This window comes from Vibrio coralliirubri, from assembly GCF_024347375.1.
Taxonomy (GTDB): Bacteria; Pseudomonadota; Gammaproteobacteria; order Enterobacterales; family Vibrionaceae; genus Vibrio; species Vibrio coralliirubri.
The window spans coordinates 3,667,870-3,681,934 of record NZ_AP025470.1 but is presented as its reverse complement, the minus strand read 5'-3'; the positions used below and the strand labels follow the sequence as shown (position 1 = coordinate 3,681,934).

17 protein-coding genes are annotated in these 14,065 nt (G+C 44.5%); all 17 read left to right on the top strand.

Annotation, left to right across the window (positions count from 1 at the left end; translation table 11 throughout):
- Positions 1-311: 311 nt before the first annotated feature.
- The 17 genes from OCV20_RS16700 to atpF all read left to right on the top strand — a co-directional run bounded on the left by OCV20_RS16700 (position 312) and on the right by atpF (position 14,064).
- Positions 312-1,061, top strand: coding sequence for an amino acid ABC transporter substrate-binding protein (locus OCV20_RS16700; RefSeq protein WP_009848135.1), 750 nt, complete (start codon positions 312-314; stop codon positions 1,059-1,061).
- Positions 1,062-1,196: 135 nt separating this feature from the next.
- Positions 1,197-1,868 (top strand): amino acid ABC transporter permease, encoded by a 672-nt coding sequence (locus OCV20_RS16695; RefSeq protein ID WP_009848134.1) that lies wholly within the window; start codon positions 1,197-1,199, stop codon positions 1,866-1,868.
- On the top strand, positions 1,865-2,602 hold the full coding sequence (locus OCV20_RS16690; protein ID WP_086775433.1) for an amino acid ABC transporter ATP-binding protein: 738 nt from the start codon (positions 1,865-1,867) through the stop codon (positions 2,600-2,602). Before OCV20_RS16695 ends, OCV20_RS16690 begins: the two co-directional genes overlap by 4 nt.
- Before the next feature lie 206 nt (positions 2,603-2,808).
- Complete coding sequence (gene rpmH / locus OCV20_RS16685) at positions 2,809-2,943, top strand: 50S ribosomal protein L34 (RefSeq protein WP_004735800.1); 135 nt, start codon at positions 2,809-2,811, stop codon at positions 2,941-2,943.
- A gap of 45 nt (positions 2,944-2,988) precedes the next feature.
- A complete protein-coding gene (gene rnpA / locus OCV20_RS16680; RefSeq protein ID WP_017055478.1) occupies positions 2,989-3,312 on the top strand; it encodes a ribonuclease P protein component in 324 nt (107 codons plus the stop codon).
- Entirely contained in the window at positions 3,279-3,536 is a 258-nt protein-coding gene (yidD, locus tag OCV20_RS16675; RefSeq protein ID WP_004735802.1) for a membrane protein insertion efficiency factor YidD, read from the top strand. Before rnpA ends, yidD begins: the two co-directional genes overlap by 34 nt.
- Positions 3,537-3,538: 2 nt before the next feature.
- Positions 3,539-5,158: a membrane protein insertase YidC gene (yidC, locus tag OCV20_RS16670; protein WP_086775434.1), complete on the top strand. Its 1,620-nt coding sequence runs from the start codon at positions 3,539-3,541 to the stop codon at positions 5,156-5,158.
- Positions 5,159-5,288: 130 nt separating this feature from the next.
- On the top strand, positions 5,289-6,650 hold the full coding sequence (gene mnmE / locus OCV20_RS16665; protein WP_048618388.1) for a tRNA uridine-5-carboxymethylaminomethyl(34) synthesis GTPase MnmE: 1,362 nt from the start codon (positions 5,289-5,291) through the stop codon (positions 6,648-6,650).
- 50 nt (positions 6,651-6,700) lie between these two features.
- Positions 6,701-7,135: an FMN-binding protein MioC gene (gene mioC, locus OCV20_RS16660; protein ID WP_086775435.1), complete on the top strand. Its 435-nt coding sequence runs from the start codon at positions 6,701-6,703 to the stop codon at positions 7,133-7,135.
- A gap of 482 nt (positions 7,136-7,617) precedes the next feature.
- Entirely contained in the window at positions 7,618-9,513 is a 1,896-nt protein-coding gene (mnmG, locus tag OCV20_RS16655; protein ID WP_017058802.1) for a tRNA uridine-5-carboxymethylaminomethyl(34) synthesis enzyme MnmG, read from the top strand.
- The gene (rsmG, locus tag OCV20_RS16650) at positions 9,513-10,145 is read left to right on the top strand and encodes a 16S rRNA (guanine(527)-N(7))-methyltransferase RsmG (RefSeq protein WP_017058801.1); all 633 of its coding nucleotides are present in this window, start codon (positions 9,513-9,515) and stop codon (positions 10,143-10,145) included. The genes mnmG and rsmG overlap by 1 nt, the downstream gene beginning before the upstream one ends.
- 14 nt (positions 10,146-10,159) lie before the next feature.
- Entirely contained in the window at positions 10,160-10,933 is a 774-nt protein-coding gene (locus OCV20_RS16645; RefSeq protein WP_019825554.1) for a ParA family protein, read from the top strand.
- Positions 10,934-10,956: 23 nt separating this feature from the next.
- Positions 10,957-11,838, top strand: a complete 882-nt coding sequence (locus OCV20_RS16640) for a ParB/RepB/Spo0J family partition protein (RefSeq protein WP_086775436.1) — start codon at positions 10,957-10,959, stop codon at positions 11,836-11,838.
- Positions 11,839-12,030: 192 nt separating this feature from the next.
- Positions 12,031-12,420: a F0F1 ATP synthase subunit I gene (locus OCV20_RS16635; protein ID WP_017058798.1), complete on the top strand. Its 390-nt coding sequence runs from the start codon at positions 12,031-12,033 to the stop codon at positions 12,418-12,420.
- Between the two features lie 8 nt (positions 12,421-12,428).
- Positions 12,429-13,226: a F0F1 ATP synthase subunit A gene (atpB, locus tag OCV20_RS16630; RefSeq protein WP_017632650.1), complete on the top strand. Its 798-nt coding sequence runs from the start codon at positions 12,429-12,431 to the stop codon at positions 13,224-13,226.
- A gap of 51 nt (positions 13,227-13,277) precedes the next feature.
- Positions 13,278-13,535, top strand: coding sequence for a F0F1 ATP synthase subunit C (atpE, locus tag OCV20_RS16625; RefSeq protein ID WP_004411110.1), 258 nt, complete (start codon positions 13,278-13,280; stop codon positions 13,533-13,535).
- Between the two features lie 58 nt (positions 13,536-13,593).
- The gene (gene atpF / locus OCV20_RS16620; RefSeq protein ID WP_010433231.1) at positions 13,594-14,064 is read left to right on the top strand and encodes a F0F1 ATP synthase subunit B; all 471 of its coding nucleotides are present in this window, start codon (positions 13,594-13,596) and stop codon (positions 14,062-14,064) included.
- The last annotated feature ends 1 nt before the right edge of the window (position 14,065 follow it).

Sequence of the window (14,065 nt, the reverse complement as noted above, 5' to 3'; positions counted from 1 at the left end):
GGTGCCCTCACTCTATTTAAAGTAATATGAAATGACCGCTAATTTTACCTGTTGATAAGTCAGATCACCAGCAATTGATCACAGATCCAGTGAATAAGATCCAAGTTATTCACAATAAATTTGTAATTTATCGGTGGATCCACACATCTTGCCCCTAATTTACTCACACAATGATCCACTTATGCCCGGATCCTTGCTAGTTATCCCCAAATCGGGAATTCAATCTGGTTATGGTTAATAACATCTGGTTATTTATTCTAGTGAGCATTTTCCCAGTAACATCCAAACCCATAAATATAAGGAGTTACCAAATGAATAACTGGATTAAGGCTGCAATTGCGGCTATCGCACTCTCTGCTGCTACTGTTCAAGCTGCGACTGAAGTTAAAGTCGGCATGTCTGGTCGCTATTTCCCGTTTACGTTCGTTAAACAAGACCAACTACAGGGTTTTGAAGTGGATTTATGGGATGAGATCGGTAAGCGTAACGATTACAAGGTTGAATACGTAACGGCAAACTTCTCTGGTCTGTTTGGTCTTCTTGAAACGGGTCGCATCGATACCATTTCAAACCAAATTACAATGACGGATGCACGTAAAGCGAAATACCTATTCGCAGACCCATACGTAGTAGACGGCGCACAAATTACCGTTCGTAAAGGTAATGACAGCATTAAAGGCATCGAAGACCTTGATGGCAAAACAGTTGCGGTAAACCTAGGCTCAAACTTTGAACAACTGCTTCGCAGTTACGACAAAGATGGCAAGATCAATGTAAAAACCTACGATACAGGTATTGAACATGATGTGGCACTGGGCCGCGCCGATGCATTCGTAATGGATCGCCTATCAGCACTAGAGCTTATCAAGAAGACTGGTCTACCATTACAACTGGCGGGTCAGCCATTCGAAACAATTGAAAACGCTTGGCCTTTCGTCGACAACGATAACGGCAAAAAACTGCAAGCAGAAGTAAATGAAGCATTAGCAGCAATGCGCGCAGATGGTACGCTAGAAAGTATCTCTCAGAAATGGTTTGGTGCGGACATTACTCAGAAGTAATTACTCACTTTCTCCATTCAAGGCCCACTGCTTTATACAGCGGTGGGCTTTTTGCTTTTGTGCACTGATTAAAAAATCTGATAGAACAGTACTTACATATAGAACAACACTGCCAATAAAAATACGAGATAGATTATGGGATTTGACTTTAATTACATGCTAGAGCTGTTGCCGATACTACTGAAGTATTTAGGCACCACGATGGAGATGGCGACTTGGGGCTTATTCTTTGCTCTAATTCTGTCTCTGATACTGGCGAATATTCGTGTATTCAAAATCCCAGTACTCGACCAACTGAGCCAGTTGTACATTAGCTTCTTCCGAGGCACCCCACTGTTGGTGCAGCTGTTCCTCCTTTATTACGGCTTACCACAAGTCTTCCCGTGGATGGTTGGGTTGGATGCCTTCAGCGCCGCTGTGATTGGCTTAACCCTGCACTTTGCCGCGTATATGGCAGAAAGTATTCGTGCCGCGATTATCGGTATTGATCGCAGCCAGATGGAAGCCAGCCTTTCGGTCGGTATGACAACCAGCCAAGCGATGCGCCGAGTGATCTTACCGCAAGCAACTCGCGTGGCACTGCCGTCGTTGATGAACTACTTCATCGATATGATCAAGTCGACTTCACTTGCCTTCACCCTAGGTGTCGCCGAAATCATGGCTAAAGCTCAAATGGAGGCTTCTTCAAGTTTCCGCTTCTTCGAGGCTTTCTTAGCGGTCGCGCTGATTTACTGGGGCGTGGTGGTTATCCTCACTCGTATTCAAATTTGGGCCGAAGTGAAACTGAATAAGGCGTATGTACGATGATCAAATTACAAAATATCCACAAGCAGTTTGGTGACACCGAAGTTTTGAAAGGGATCGACCTAGAAATCAAACAAGGTGAGATAATTGTCATCATAGGTTCAAGTGGTACGGGAAAATCTACCCTATTGCGTTGTGTGAATTTTCTAGAGCAAGCCGATCAAGGCACGATTTCGATTGATGATATCAAGGTTGATACTCAGAAACACACTAAGGCAGAGGTGCTTGCACTGCGTCGTAAGACCGGTTTTGTGTTCCAAAACTATGCACTGTTCGCTCACCAAACCGCGAGACAGAATATTGCTGAAGGTTTAATTACCGTTCGTGGTTGGAAAAAACAGCAAGCCCATGAAAAAGCACAACAAATACTTGATGATATTGGCTTAGGTGACAAAGGTGATAGCTACCCAGCCGCGCTCTCTGGTGGCCAACAACAACGGGTGGGTATTGGCCGTGCAATGGCACTACAACCCGAGCTTTTACTGTTTGATGAGCCGACTTCAGCGCTCGATCCTGAGTGGGTTGGCGAAGTGCTTAACCTAATGAAAAAACTGGCAAATCAGCATCAAACCATGCTGGTGGTTACCCATGAAATGCAGTTCGCTAGAGAGGTCGCAGACCGAGTGATCTTCATGGCTGACGGTCATATTGTCGAGCAGGGATCTCCACAGGATATTTTTGGTAATCCACAGGATTCTAAATTAAAAAAATTCTTAAATAAGGTTGGGATCGACTAAGGATCCTTGTGATTTTAGTTATTCTACGTATAATCCCCCGACCGGAATTTTAGTTAACCCAATCATTGACACTTTTTGTGACAGTGATTACAATTCCGCCTCTTTGTTGAGAGGCGTCGGTTTTCCTTTCTTATATAAAGAAGTGAAAAAATGCCCACGCCGGGTTTAACAAAAACCTAAAACTACTGATCAGTAAGGTAATTACAATGAAACGCACTTTTCAACCTACAGTTCTAAAGCGTAAGCGTACTCACGGTTTCCGTGCTCGCATGGCTACTAAGAACGGTCGCGCAACAATCAATGCACGTCGTGCAAAAGGCCGTAAGCGTCTTTCTAAGTAATCTTTGATTATTTTGAATAAGCTAGCCTTCGGTCGGGAGTTACGCTTGTTAACTCCCGAACATTATCAAAATGTCTTCAAGCAAGCTCATCGAGCTGGCTCCCCTCATTTCACCATCATTGCCCGAAATAACTCTCTTTCAAATCCTCGTCTTGGATTAGCCGTTCCGAAAAAGCAGATTAAAACCGCCGTGGGTCGTAACCGATTCAAGCGTCTTACTCGTGAAAGCTTTCGTAACACTCAACACAAACTTCCTAACAAAGATTTTGTTGTAATCGCTAAGAAGAGCGCGCAAGATTTAAGCAATGAAGAAATGTTCAAGCTACTCGACAAATTATGGCTTCGCCTGTCTCGCCCTTCGCGTGGATAGCGCTAATACCCATCTATTTTTATAGATGGTTTATTAGTCCACTCATCGGCCCACGCTGCCGATTTACTCCAACCTGCTCTTTATATGCGATAGAAGCGTTGAAAGCTCACGGTTTTGTAAAAGGGTGTTGGTTATCAGGCAAACGTCTATTAAAATGCCATCCTTTGAACGAAGGGGGCTTTGACCCCGTTCCACCAGTCCAAAAACAAGACAGAGATAAATAACGATGGATTCTCAACGTAATATCCTGTTAATCGCATTGGCTTTGGTTTCTTTCCTACTGTTCCAACAATGGAACGTAGCTCAGAATCCAGCACCACAAGCGGTTGAGCAGGCACAATCTGGCAGCACCCTACCAGCGCCATCTTATGCAGATGATCTAGACCCGGCTCCTGGTCAAGTTGCTTCTGCTAAAACTATCACAGTAACAACTGATGTACTGACTCTGTCAATTGATACGGTTGGTGGTGATGTCGTTAAAGCAAACCTAAACGATTACTCTGCTGAGTTCGATTCAGAAGATACGTTTGTTCTTCTTAAAAACGAACCTGGTCACCAATTTATCGCACAAAGCGGTCTAGTGGGTCCTCAAGGTATCGACCTAAGCAGCACAAACCGCCCGAGCTACACGGTTTCAGCAGACAGCTTCACGCTTGCTGATGGTCAGGATGAACTACGCATCCCAATGACTTACCAAGCGAACGGCCTTGATTACACGAAAACATTCGTCCTTAAGCGTGGCAACTACGCAATAGATGTTGAATACGATGTAGTCAACAACTCTGGTAACAACGCGACATTCGGCATGTACGCTCACCTACGTCAGAACGTAATGGATGACGGCGGTAGCCTAACAATGCCAACTTACCGTGGTGGTGCTTACTCTACGGAAGATACGCGTTACAAAAAATACAGCTTCGACGACATGCAAGATCGCAACCTGTCTCTTAACCTAGCAAACGGTCAAGGTTGGGCAGCGATGATTCAACACTACTTTGCAAGTGCTTGGATCCCACGCGACGAAGCAGGCAGCAACCTTTACACTCGTGTAATCGGTAACCTAGGCGACATCGGTGTTCGTATGCCGAACAAGACTATCGCTAATGGCGACGAAGCGAGCTTCAAAGCAACGCTTTGGGTTGGTCCAAAACTTCAAGACCAAATGGCTGAAACTGCACCTAACCTAGACCTAGTAGTTGACTACGGTTGGTTATGGTTCATTGCTAAACCACTTCATACTCTGCTTTCGTTCATTCAAAGCTTCGTATCGAACTGGGGTGTGGCAATCATCATCCTAACTTTCATCGTTCGTGGTGCTATGTACCCACTAACGAAAGCTCAGTACACGTCTATGGCGAAAATGCGTATGCTTCAGCCTAAGCTGACTGCAATGCGTGAGCGTATCGGCGACGACCGTCAACGCATGAGCCAAGAAATGATGGAGCTTTACAAGAAAGAGAAAGTAAACCCACTAGGTGGCTGTTTACCTATCCTTCTGCAAATGCCTATCTTCATTTCGCTATACTGGGCACTAATGGAGTCTGTTGAACTGCGTCACTCACCGTTCTTCGGTTGGATTACTGACCTTTCAGCACAAGACCCATACTACATCTTGCCACTTCTGATGGGTGCTTCAATGTTCCTAATCCAGAAGATGAGCCCGACAACTGTAACGGATCCAATGCAGCAGAAGATCATGACCTTTATGCCGGTTATGTTCACATTCTTCTTCCTGTTCTTCCCTTCAGGTCTGGTTCTATACTGGCTAGTATCGAACATCGTAACTCTGATTCAGCAAACGCTTATCTACCGCGCGCTGGAAAAGAAAGGCTTACATTCTAAGTAAGTTCGATAATAGAAAGAGATAAAGAAAGGCGACCAAAAGGTCGCCTTTTTGTTTTTAGCTGATTACAATTCAGCTAATTGATTAATCGTGAGCGCCCCTTTTTGGCTTTCACATGCTAGCAGGCACAACTATGACTACAGATACGATTGTTGCTCAAGCGACTGCACCCGGCCGTGGCGGCGTCGGTATTATTCGCGTTTCAGGCCCACAAGCAGCCCAAGTTGCGCTTGAAGTTACCGGCAAAGTACTGAAACCACGTTACGCTGAGTACACCCCTTTTAAATCTCACGATGGTTTAGAGCTAGACCAAGGCATCGCGCTTTACTTTCCTAACCCGCACTCGTTTACTGGTGAAGACGTATTAGAGCTACAAGGCCACGGTGGTCCTGTGGTAATGGATATGCTCATCAAGCGCATCCTCGCGATTCCAGGGCTACGTGCAGCACGCCCTGGTGAGTTCTCGGAGCGTGCGTTCTTGAACGACAAAATGGATTTAACCCAAGCAGAAGCGATTGCCGACCTCATTGATGCCAGTTCAGAAGAAGCGGCGAAATCAGCCCTGCAATCGTTGCAAGGTGAGTTCTCAAAACGCATTAATACGCTGGTGGACTCTCTGATTCACTTACGCATCTATGTTGAAGCCGCTATCGACTTCCCAGAAGAAGAGATTGATTTCCTTGCTGACGGTAAAGTAAGTGCTGACTTACAAGCCATCATCGACAACCTCGAAGCGGTTCGCCAAGAAGCCAATCAAGGTGCCATTATGCGTGAAGGTATGAAGGTGGTGATTGCAGGTCGTCCTAATGCCGGTAAGTCGAGCTTATTGAATGCATTATCGGGTAAAGACTCCGCGATTGTGACTGATATTGCTGGTACCACGCGTGATGTTCTGCGTGAACATATCCATATTGATGGTATGCCACTGCACATTATTGATACCGCAGGCCTGCGTGAAGCCTCAGATGAAGTCGAAAAAATCGGTATTGAACGCGCTTGGGAAGAAATTGCTCAAGCCGATCGCGTTTTATTTATGGTCGATGGCACCACTACCGACGCGACCGACCCGAAAGATATCTGGCCCGATTTCGTTGATCGTCTGCCGAATAACATCGGAATGACCGTGATTCGTAACAAAGCCGATCAAACCAGTGAAGATCTCGGGATTTGCCATGTTAATGATCCAACTCTGATTCGACTATCAGCAAAGACGGGACAAGGCGTTGATGCACTACGTAATCACTTAAAAGATTGCATGGGCTTTGCTGGTGGCAATGAAGGTGGCTTCATGGCACGTCGTCGCCACTTAGATGCCCTAGAACGCGCATCTGAGCATCTAGATATTGGCCAGCAACAGCTCGAAGGCTATATGGCAGGGGAAATCTTGGCAGAAGAACTGCGTATAACGCAGCAACACCTTAACGAGATTACTGGTGAGTTCAGTTCCGATGACCTACTCGGCCGTATCTTCACCTCTTTCTGTATTGGTAAATAACCTTTAAAGGCCGGCTCATGCTGGCCTTTTTCTTTAGTAAGGACAGTTTAATGATCCACATTATTACAGGCAGTACCTTAGGTGGTGCAGAGTACGTTGGCGATCACCTTAATGATCTTCTTGAAGAGCAAGGCCACGAGATCACCCTTCATAATCAGCCTGAATTCGATGATATTCCCCAACAAGGCTTTTGGTTGCTGGTGACTTCAACTCATGGTGCTGGTGAATTTCCAGATAATATTAAGCCGTTTATCGACGTATTGACCCAGCAATCTCCAGATTTAAGCCAGGTTCGCTTTGCTGTCGTGGCGCTTGGTGATTCGAGTTATGATACCTTCTGTTTGGCGGGAAAATCAGTCCACAGCCAGATGAAAGAGCTCGGTGCTCAGCCTATTTCTGACTGTTTTACCATCGATGTATTGGAAACTCCGGTACCAGAAGACGCAGCAGAAGCTTGGTTCAACGATCATAGCGACCAGTTTTAACCTCTCTCTTCTCTCAAAAAGCGGCTTATGCCGCTTTTTTTGTCTCTGAACATCGCGATTGTGAATAACTTTTTTTCAAAAACATCGAAAATTAGCGATCTATTTTCAATTTCTGCTGTGGATAAGATCATACATATACGGTGATTAACCTATAGTTATCCAAATAACAAGTTTTAGGCTAATTTCCTCCTGTGAATAAGTAGCCATTTTGATCCCAGCTAATCCTCATCCTGATCAAAGTTAGATCACATCATTTGATCCAAAAAAGATCCATGATCTCGTTGATCATTTTCGACTTATCCACAGACACCCTCGATCCTAATAATAGATCTAATAAAAGATCTCCTTAAAGATCTTATCTATATTAATTAAAAACAGCTTTTTCGAAAAATCCCAAAAACGTTTTCTCAGGCTATGAAAACAGGTAGAATATCGCTCCTTTTTATCAATCTAGAAAACGTTTGAATACCTGAGGTCGGTTCATGCTTTATCACGAAAAATTTGACGTCATCGTTGTTGGTGGTGGCCATGCAGGAACGGAAGCCGCACTCGCATCTGCACGTACTGGTCAAAGTACGTTATTACTTACTCATAATATCGATACACTAGGACAAATGTCTTGTAACCCAGCCATTGGCGGGATCGGTAAGGGCCACTTGGTAAAAGAGGTCGATGCAATGGGTGGATTAATGGCTCAAGCTATTGATCATGCAGGTATTCAGTTCAGAACATTGAACGCATCAAAAGGCCCTGCGGTTCGTGCTACTCGTGCACAAGCTGACCGCGCACTGTACAAAGCCTTTGTTCGTAACGTTCTTGAAAACACGCCAAACCTGACTTTGTTCCAACAGTCGGTTGATGACTTGATCGTTGAACAGGATCAAGTGGTGGGTGTGGTAACGCAGATGGGCCTTAAGTTCCGCGCAAGCGCTGTGGTTCTGACTGTGGGCACATTCCTAGGCGGCAAGATCCATATTGGTATGGAAAGTTCTTCAGGCGGCCGTGCTGGCGATCCACCATCGATCGCACTGGCTGACCGTCTTCGTGATCTTCCATTCCGAGTTGATCGCCTGAAAACAGGTACTCCTCCTCGTATCGATGCGCGTAGCGTTGATTTTTCTGAGCTTGAGGTTCAGCACGGCGATAACCCGACGCCTGTTTTCTCGTTCATGGGTAGCCGAGCTCAACAACCTCGTCAAATTCCATGCTACATCACGCATACCAATGAAAATACGCATGACGTAATTCGTGCCAACCTTGATCGCAGCCCTATGTACGCGGGTGTAATTGAAGGCATTGGCCCTCGTTACTGTCCTTCGATTGAAGACAAAGTAATGCGTTTTGCTGACAAGAACAGTCACCAAATTTTTATTGAGCCTGAAGGTCTAACGACTCACGAGCTATACCCGAATGGTATCTCGACCAGTCTGCCATTTGATGTACAGGTTCAAATTGTTCGTTCGATGAAGGGTTTTGAAAATGCTCATATCGTTCGACCTGGCTATGCGATTGAGTACGATTTCTTTGATCCTCGCGACCTTAAGCTGACTTACGAAACTAAGTTTATCAAAGGTCTATTCTTTGCGGGTCAAATCAACGGTACCACTGGCTATGAAGAAGCGGCTGCACAAGGCTTGATGGCCGGTCTGAATGCAAGTTTGTTTACTCAAGGCAAAGAGGGCTGGAGTCCGCGTCGTGACCAAGCTTACATGGGCGTGCTGATTGACGACCTATCGACCATGGGTACCAAAGAACCTTACCGCATGTTTACATCTCGCGCGGAATACCGTCTGCTGCTTCGTGAAGACAACGCCGATATCCGCTTGACTGAAAAGTCGCGTGAACTTGGCCTTGTTGATGACGCTCGTTGGGCTCGTTTCAACGAGAAGATGGAAAACATGGAGAAGGAGCGTCAACGTCTGAAAGAGACTTGGATTAATCCAAAATCTGAAGATATTGATCAACTGAACCAAATTCTGAAAACACCAATGTCTCGTGAAGCGAGTGGTGAAGATCTTCTTCGTCGCCCTGAAATGACTTATTCACAGCTAACCGCATTGGATCGTTTTGGTCCTGCACTGGAAGATCAACAAGCGTCTGAGCAAGTTGAGATCCAAGTGAAGTACGATGGTTACATTCAGCGTCAACAAGACGAAATTGAAAAATCACTGCGTCATGAAAATACCAAACTGCCTGCTGATATCGATTACAGCAAGGTAAAAGGACTTTCTAACGAAGTGGTTCTTAAACTAACGACAGCTAAGCCTGACTCAATTGGTATTGCTTCGCGAATTTCAGGTATCACACCTGCAGCAATCTCAATTCTGTTGGTTTACTTGAAAAAACACGGCCTGTTGAAAAAAGGTGAGGAAGCATAATGAGCGCATTACGCGAAAAACTGGATCACCTGATTGGCCAGACTGAACTTGAAGTATCTGAAAAACAACGTGGCCAGTTGGTTGGCTACGTTGAGTTACTGAACAAGTGGAACAAGGCTTATAACCTAACATCAGTTCGTGACCCGCAAGAAATGATGGTGAAACATATCTTAGATAGCATCATTGTTAGCACTCACTTACAAGGTAAGCGCTTTATCGATGTGGGCACGGGACCTGGTCTTCCTGGGATTCCGCTCTCAATCATGAATCCAGACTGCGAGTTTTACTTGCTAGACAGCCTAGGTAAGCGTATTCGTTTTATCAAACAGGTGATTCATGAGCTGGGTATCGACAACGTGGTACCAGTTCAAAGTCGCGTTGAAGAATTTCAACCAGAAGAAAAGTTTGATGCAGTGCTCAGTCGTGCATTTGCGTCAATGACAGACATGGTAGAGTGGTGTCACCATTTACCTAAAGAGCAATCCGGTGTATTTTTGGCTCTTAAGGGACAACATCCTAGAGACGAAATCGACCTGTTACCTGAATGGTGTTCAGTGACAGACATTAAAGCTTTGCAAGTGCCAGAGCTTGATGGAGAGCGTCATCTAGTTACTTTATCGCGTCAGGGATAATCAGCGAGGCCATAGTGGGTAGAATCGTAGCAATTGCCAACCAGAAGGGTGGCGTAGGAAAAACAACAACTTGCATTAATTTAGCAGCATCAATGGCGGCAACAAAACGCAAGATATTGGTTGTTGACCTCGATCCTCAAGGTAATGCCACTATGGCGAGCGGTGTCGACAAGTATCAAGTTGAAGCAACTGCTTACGATTTGTTGGTTGAAGACACCCCATTTGATGAGGTGGTTTGCCGGAGTACATCTGGTAATTATGACCTCATCGCCGCGAACGGCGACGTTACTGCGGCAGAAATCAAGCTGATGGAAGTGTTTGCTCGTGAAGTTCGTTTAAAAAACGCACTCGAATCCATTCGCAATAACTATGATTTCATCTTTATTGATTGCCCACCCTCATTAAACCTTCTTACAATCAACGCGATGGCTGCGGCCGACTCCGTATTGGTTCCTATGCAATGTGAATACTTTGCTTTGGAAGGTTTGACTGCATTGATGGATACCATCAGTAAGCTAGCGGCTGTTGTAAACGAGAACCTGAAGATCGAAGGTCTTCTGCGTACTATGTACGATCCTCGCAACCGCTTATCGAACGAAGTATCTGATCAACTCAAAAAACACTTTGGTAGCAAAGTCTACCGAACTGTGATCCCTAGAAATGTGCGTCTGGCAGAAGCCCCGAGTCACGGCAAGCCAGCAATGTACTACGACAAATATTCCGCAGGAGCTAAGGCTTATCTTGCTCTTGCAGGCGAAATGTTGCGTCGTGAAGAAGTCCCAGTATAGGTCCAACCAAAGGAATTCGCTCAATGTCTAAGCGTGGTTTAGGAAAAGGGCTAGATGCATTGCTTGCAACTAGCTCATTGGCTCGTGAAAAACAGCAAGTTGCTTCTCATAGTCAGGCGTTGTCGGCTGATGGTGAGCTTATCGAACTGGCTGTTGGTTGCTTGAAGCCTGGTGTATATCAACCGCGTAAGGATATTGCGCCTGAAGCGCTAGAAGAGCTGGCTGCATCAATTCAATCTCAAGGCATTATCCAACCGATCGTAGTTCGCCCATTGGCGCACGACCAGTTCGAGATCATTGCTGGTGAACGTCGCTGGAGAGCGGCTCGTCAAGCTGGCCTTAAACAAGTGCCATGCCTGATCAAGAGAGTTGAAGACAAGGCCGCTATCGCGATGGCGTTGATTGAGAATATTCAGCGTGAAGACCTGAATGTTATCGAAGAAGCACAAGCGCTAGAGCGCCTACAGAACGAATTTGAGCTGACACACCAACAAGTCGCTGATGTAATCGGTAAATCGAGAGCAACGGTGAGTAACTTATTACGTCTAAATCAGCTCGAAAATGAAGTAAAAAGTTTAGTTTCCAATAAACAACTGGAAATGGGGCATGCTCGAGCATTGCTTGCGCTTGAAGGTGATACCCAGGTTGAAGCAGCAAACACTGCGGCAACCAAAAAAATGACCGTGCGTCAAACGGAGCAACTTGTCAAAAAGTGCTTAAAACCAGACGTTGAAGGTGAATCGAAGCCTGAAGACACAGAAGCTATCGAACTTTCACGAAGACTCACGGAAAAATTGCAAGCAAACGTTTCAGTTACTCGTTCTGTTAGTGGTAAGTCAAAAGTGACGATTACTCTTGATGAGCCTCACAAATTAGAGCAACTTATTGCTAAACTAGAGTACTAAATGAGATAATTGATTTAGGTCAATTATGTAATAAACAAGTAATTTCGTACAAAAGTTGTCGGTTTGTATGCAAAAATGTAAATGATTGCTGCGTTGTTATTGCAATCAATTTGGCTGAACGTATAATTTTCGCCAATTTCTCAGCACGCTTTTAAGCGAGTAGTAAAGAAGGCTTAAAAGAGGAACGAATACATGGTAGCGGCGTTAGCAAGACCAGGACGAGTGCTTGCAAAGCAAATGTTATTGATCGAGCTTAGCGCGGTTATATTAGTGGCGATAGGGTTAGGTTTAGCTGTTAATCCTGATTGGGGTTTTGCTGCATTAATCGGTGGCGGTATTTTTGTCATCGCAAATGCAGTTTTTTGTGTGTGTGCTTTCCTATTTAGTGGAGCTCGTGCAACTAAGTTAGTTGCGGCGTCGTTCTATGCAGGCGAAGCGCTAAAAATCCTTATCACAGTTTTACTATTCTCTATTGTCTACATGTATATGCAGGTGGAATTAGTTCCCCTCAAACTGACCTATTTACTGGTTCTAGGTATTAATATCTTTGCGCCAGTGCTTTTCATTAACAATAAAAAATAGGATGAGTTATGGCTGCGCCAACAGCATCCGGATACATTGAACACCACTTACAAAACCTTTCTTTAGCTAAGTTTGGTCTTGTAGAGGAGACAAGTTTCTGGAACGTACATATAGACAGTCTGTTTTTTTCGGTGTTGACAGGGATGTTATTCCTTTGGGTTTTTCGCTCAGTCGCTAAGAAAGCAACAGTAGGTGTACCTGGTAAGCTTCAGTGTTTTGTTGAAATGGTAGTGGAATTCGTTGGTGACAACGTTAAAGAAACTTTCCATGGCCGCAACCCTCTGATTGCCCCACTAGCACTGACTATATTCTGCTGGATTATTTTAATGAACTTGATGGACTTAGTGCCTATCGATTTCTTACCATATCCTGCAGAGCATTGGCTAGGTATCCCTTACTTGAAAGTGGTTCCTACAGCTGATGTAAATATAACAATGGCAATGGCTTTAGGTGTTTTTGCTCTGATGATCTACTACAGCATCAAAGTGAAAGGTCTAGGCGGATTTGCTAAAGAATTGGCACTGCATCCATTTAATCACCCAATCATGATTCCATTTAACTTGGTACTTGAGGTAATTTCGTTATTAGCGAAGCCACTATCTCTAGGTATGCGTTTATTTGGTAATATGTTTGCGGGTGAGGTGGTGTTTATTCTTATCGCGGCAATGCTACCGTGGTACTTACAATGGGTAGGTGCACTACCTTGGGCTATCTTCCATATCTTGGTTATTTTGATTCAAGCGTTTGTTTTCATGATGTTGACAATCGTTTACTTATCAATGGCTCATGAAGATAGTGATCACTAAAAAAAATTTTTAAGCTTTATTCTAACTATTAATGTTAATCGGAGAACGTAAATGGAAACTGTACTAAGTTTTTCAGCAATCGCTGTTGCTATTATTGTTGGTCTTTGTGCCGTAGGTACTGCAATTGGTTTTGCTATTCTTGGTGGTAAATTCCTAGAAGGCGCTGCGCGTCAACCTGAAATGGCTCCAATGCTACAAGTTAAGATGTTCATCATCGCTGGTCTACTGGATGCTGTTCCAATGATCGGTATCGTAATTGCACTACTATTCACGTTTGCTAACCCATTTGTTGGTCAACTAGCAGGCTAATTAACTCTCAATAGTTAATTAAATTTTTGTAGTTGATTCTTAACGAGGGGTAGCTGTTGTGAATATGAACGCAACTCTGTTAGGTCAAGCAATTGCTTTTTCATTGTTTGTTTGGTTCTGCATGAAATATGTATGGCCACCAATCATGCAAGCAATTGAAGAACGTCAGAAAAAAATTGCTGACGGTCTAGTAGCTGCTGAACGCGCTGCTAAAGACTTGAACCTGGCACAAGCCAACGCTTCTGAGCAAATGAAAGAAGCAAAGCGCACTGCAACTGAGGTTATTGATCAGGCAAACAAACGTAAAGCTCAAATTATTGATGAAGCACGCGAAGAAGCTCAGGCAGAACGCCAGAAAATCTTAGCGCAAGCTGAAGCAGAAATTGAAGCAGAGCGTACACGTGCCCGTGATGACCTGCGCAAACAAGTCGCAACTCTGGCTATAGCTGGTGCTGAGAAAATCCTTGAGCGTACAATCGATAAAGATGTACACGATGATCTTCTTAACAACATTACTGCAAAACTTTAAA